This window comes from uncultured Candidatus Puniceispirillum sp. (genome assembly GCF_963979125.1).
Taxonomy (GTDB): Bacteria; Pseudomonadota; Alphaproteobacteria; order Puniceispirillales; family Puniceispirillaceae; genus Puniceispirillum.
Window position 1 is genome coordinate 1 of sequence record NZ_CAXBVX010000168.1, and the last position, 2,558, is coordinate 2,558.

A 2,558-nucleotide genomic window follows, 5' to 3' on the forward strand; every position below is an offset into this window, starting at 1 on the left:
CTACGCGGGCAGATTTACAGTCTGCTGCCTTTAACCACTCGGCCACCCCACCGGATTGCCTTTACAACCTGCACCTTTTGTCTTGCGAAAAAATGAAGGTCTTGCGAATTAAAAAGTACGAGCCACTTTGTCAACAAAGAAGTCATATAATGAGCCCAAAAAGCAGTAAAAAACGACCCAAGGCCAAAAGCCCAGGCAAAAACCCGCCTTTTGAGCATTCAAAAGCCACATCGGGAACATCAGGCCGAAGCGGATCAAAAACCCCGCGTCGGGGAGGATCAGGGGGGCAAAATAGCGATATTCAGGTCAAGGCCGCCCCGAAACCACCACAAGGTGGCTATTTTCTGTGGGGACGCCATGCCGTAGCCGCCGCACTGGCCAATGCCGATCGCCGTATCGCCGCGCTGTATGTGACAGATGACAGTCAGGACAGCTTTGACGACATGCGCAAGACATTGCCGAATATTAGGCAAGCCGAACTGCCCGAAGCCCGATCGATTGACCGGCGGCGACTTGATGCCATTGGCGGGCATGATACCGAAAAAGCTGTGCATCAAGGCATGGCAGCGGCGGTATGGCCGCTGGAACCACCACATCTGGATGATTTTCTGGCGCATATAGAAGATAGGCGCGTGCGTATCATCATGCTGGACCAGATTTCCGACCCGCGAAATGTTGGTGCGATTTTACGCTCGGCGCGCGCTTTTGGCTGTGCGGGCATCATCACCACGCACCGCAATGCACCTGAAGAAAATGGCGCCCTTGCCCGTACGGCAACCGGCGCGCTTGAACATATTCCTATCATACGGGTGGTGAATCTGGCACGCGCGATAGAAAGTCTGCAAGACCATGATGTCACCGTCGCCGGACTGGCAGGCGACGGCAATATGGATGTTAGCGCATTGGCTGATTTTCCGCGGCTAGCCATCATGCTAGGTGCCGAAGGGCCAGGTTTACGCCGACTGAGCCGCGAACATTGCGATCATCTTGTGCGTATCAATATCGCAGATGACGCCGACAGTTTGAATGTATCAATCGCCGCCGCTATCGCGCTATATGCGGCCAAAGGATGATAGCGTAGCTGATAAGCCTAACGTAAATGCGCACATCGCCCACGCTCGTTATAAAAGGATCGGATTTGTGATGCCGGACGCCCGCGCAGATATGCTGGGGCGGGGCAATCAATCGCGTCGGAATCATGCATGGCTGAAGACTGTATCCATGGGGCTTTATCCTGTCCGATAGGGCGGGCGCATTCGGCGGCTCTTTCGGCGCGCGAAATGCCAATATCGTCAAGCGCGCGATCATCAAGCGTGGCTAGCTGGCAACGTGATTTATACAGCGCCATCGCATGGCGATACCGTGTCCATACAGACCATAGACTGTGCCGCGATCGCTGAAAGGCAGCAATGATCTGCTTTTTTAACATATTGTAAATATATAACATTTCTTGATCCTTTCCATTTCGTTATGTGATGAGAAGATTTCATCATTTTCTTTGATGATTTTGGTTAATGCCGCCTAGTTTGTGAAATGAATGATTGTGCGCTCATACATAAGGAGATGTGATATGTACCGAAATCTGGATATGACGGCGTTGCGCTCTTTCGTCACCGTGGCCGATACAGGCGGCGTCACACGCGCGGCAGGCAAGCTACATGTCACGCAGTCAGCCGTATCAATGCAGCTTAAAAGATTGGAACATTTGCTGGATACCGACCTGATAGAACGATCAGGTCGCGGGGTCAGCCTGACAGCACAGGGTGAACAGTTACTTGGCTATGGGCGGCGGATGCTGGCGTTAAATGACGAAGCCTGGGGGCGGCTAACGCATGACGCCTATGAAGGGAATATTAATTTTGGTGTTCCCCCTGATATTATATACCCCCATATTCCAGAAGTGTTGCGCCAGTTCGCGACTGCCTTTCCTAGGGTGAATGTAAAACTGAATTCTGACGCATCGCTGACACTAAAACGTGACCTTGCGCATGGTCAGGCCGATATTATTCTGACCACTGAAAAAAAGGCTGACGCTGATGCCGAACTGTTACAGCGCACGCCCCTGCGCTGGTATGGTGCCGTGGGTGGTGCGGTCTGGAAAAAGCGGCCTCTTCAGCTTGCCTATCAACCAAGCTGTATTTTCCGAAGCGAAGCCATAGCCACATTGGAACGGCATGATATTACCTGGGACATCCCTATTAACAGTAACGACTATCAGAATATTATGGCCTTTGTCAGCGCAGACCTGGCGGTCACGGCGGTGCTGGAAGGCACCCATAATCCAAGCTGGGATATAATACCCGCCGAAGCCGGACTGCCACCTTTGCCCGACTATGGCATCTTTATGTATGTTGCCGAGGGTGGCCAAGATATGCTGGTGCAGGAGTTGGCGCGGTTTGTCAGGCTTTTAATGGGCAAAACGGCACAATAGGCCAAATAGTTTAAACTTTGGCATTGCAAACTGTTGACCCCAGCAAAAACTCTGGTAAAAGACCGTGTAAGTGCTGGCGTGGCTCAATTGGTAGAGCACCCGATTTGTAATCGGGCGGTTGGGAGTT

General features: G+C 52.2%; 3 protein-coding genes. 2 read left to right on the forward strand and 1 reads right to left on the reverse strand.

The window, feature by feature from the left end; translation table 11 throughout:
- Positions 1–149: 149 nt before the first annotated feature.
- Positions 150–1,073, forward strand: coding sequence for a 23S rRNA (guanosine(2251)-2'-O)-methyltransferase RlmB (gene rlmB, locus ABNT28_RS10805; protein ID WP_348721598.1), 924 nt, complete (start codon positions 150–152; stop codon positions 1,071–1,073).
- A 17-nt stretch (positions 1,074–1,090) separates the two neighbouring features.
- Here the strand turns inward: rlmB and ABNT28_RS10810 are convergent, their stop codons facing one another.
- Positions 1,091–1,447: a DUF1127 domain-containing protein gene (locus ABNT28_RS10810; protein WP_332923095.1), complete on the reverse strand. Its 357-nt coding sequence runs from the start codon at positions 1,445–1,447 to the stop codon at positions 1,091–1,093.
- 123 nt (positions 1,448–1,570) lie between these two features.
- Between ABNT28_RS10810 and ABNT28_RS10815 the strand changes: the two genes are divergently transcribed.
- The gene (locus ABNT28_RS10815) at positions 1,571–2,431 is read left to right on the forward strand and encodes a LysR family transcriptional regulator (RefSeq protein WP_332923096.1); all 861 of its coding nucleotides are present in this window, start codon (positions 1,571–1,573) and stop codon (positions 2,429–2,431) included.
- Positions 2,432–2,558 lie beyond the last annotated feature (127 nt).

Excerpts from the sequence above, each read along its gene's own strand:
- ABNT28_RS10810 (WP_332923095.1), bottom strand. The coding sequence starts at position 1,447 with ATGTTATATATTTACAATATGTTAAAAAAGCAGATCATTGCTGCCTTT.
- ABNT28_RS10815 (WP_332923096.1), top strand. The coding sequence starts at position 1,571 with ATGTACCGAAATCTGGATATGACGGCGTTGCGCTCTTTCGTCACCGTG.
- rlmB (WP_348721598.1), top strand. The coding sequence starts at position 150 with ATGAGCCCAAAAAGCAGTAAAAAACGACCCAAGGCCAAAAGCCCAGGC.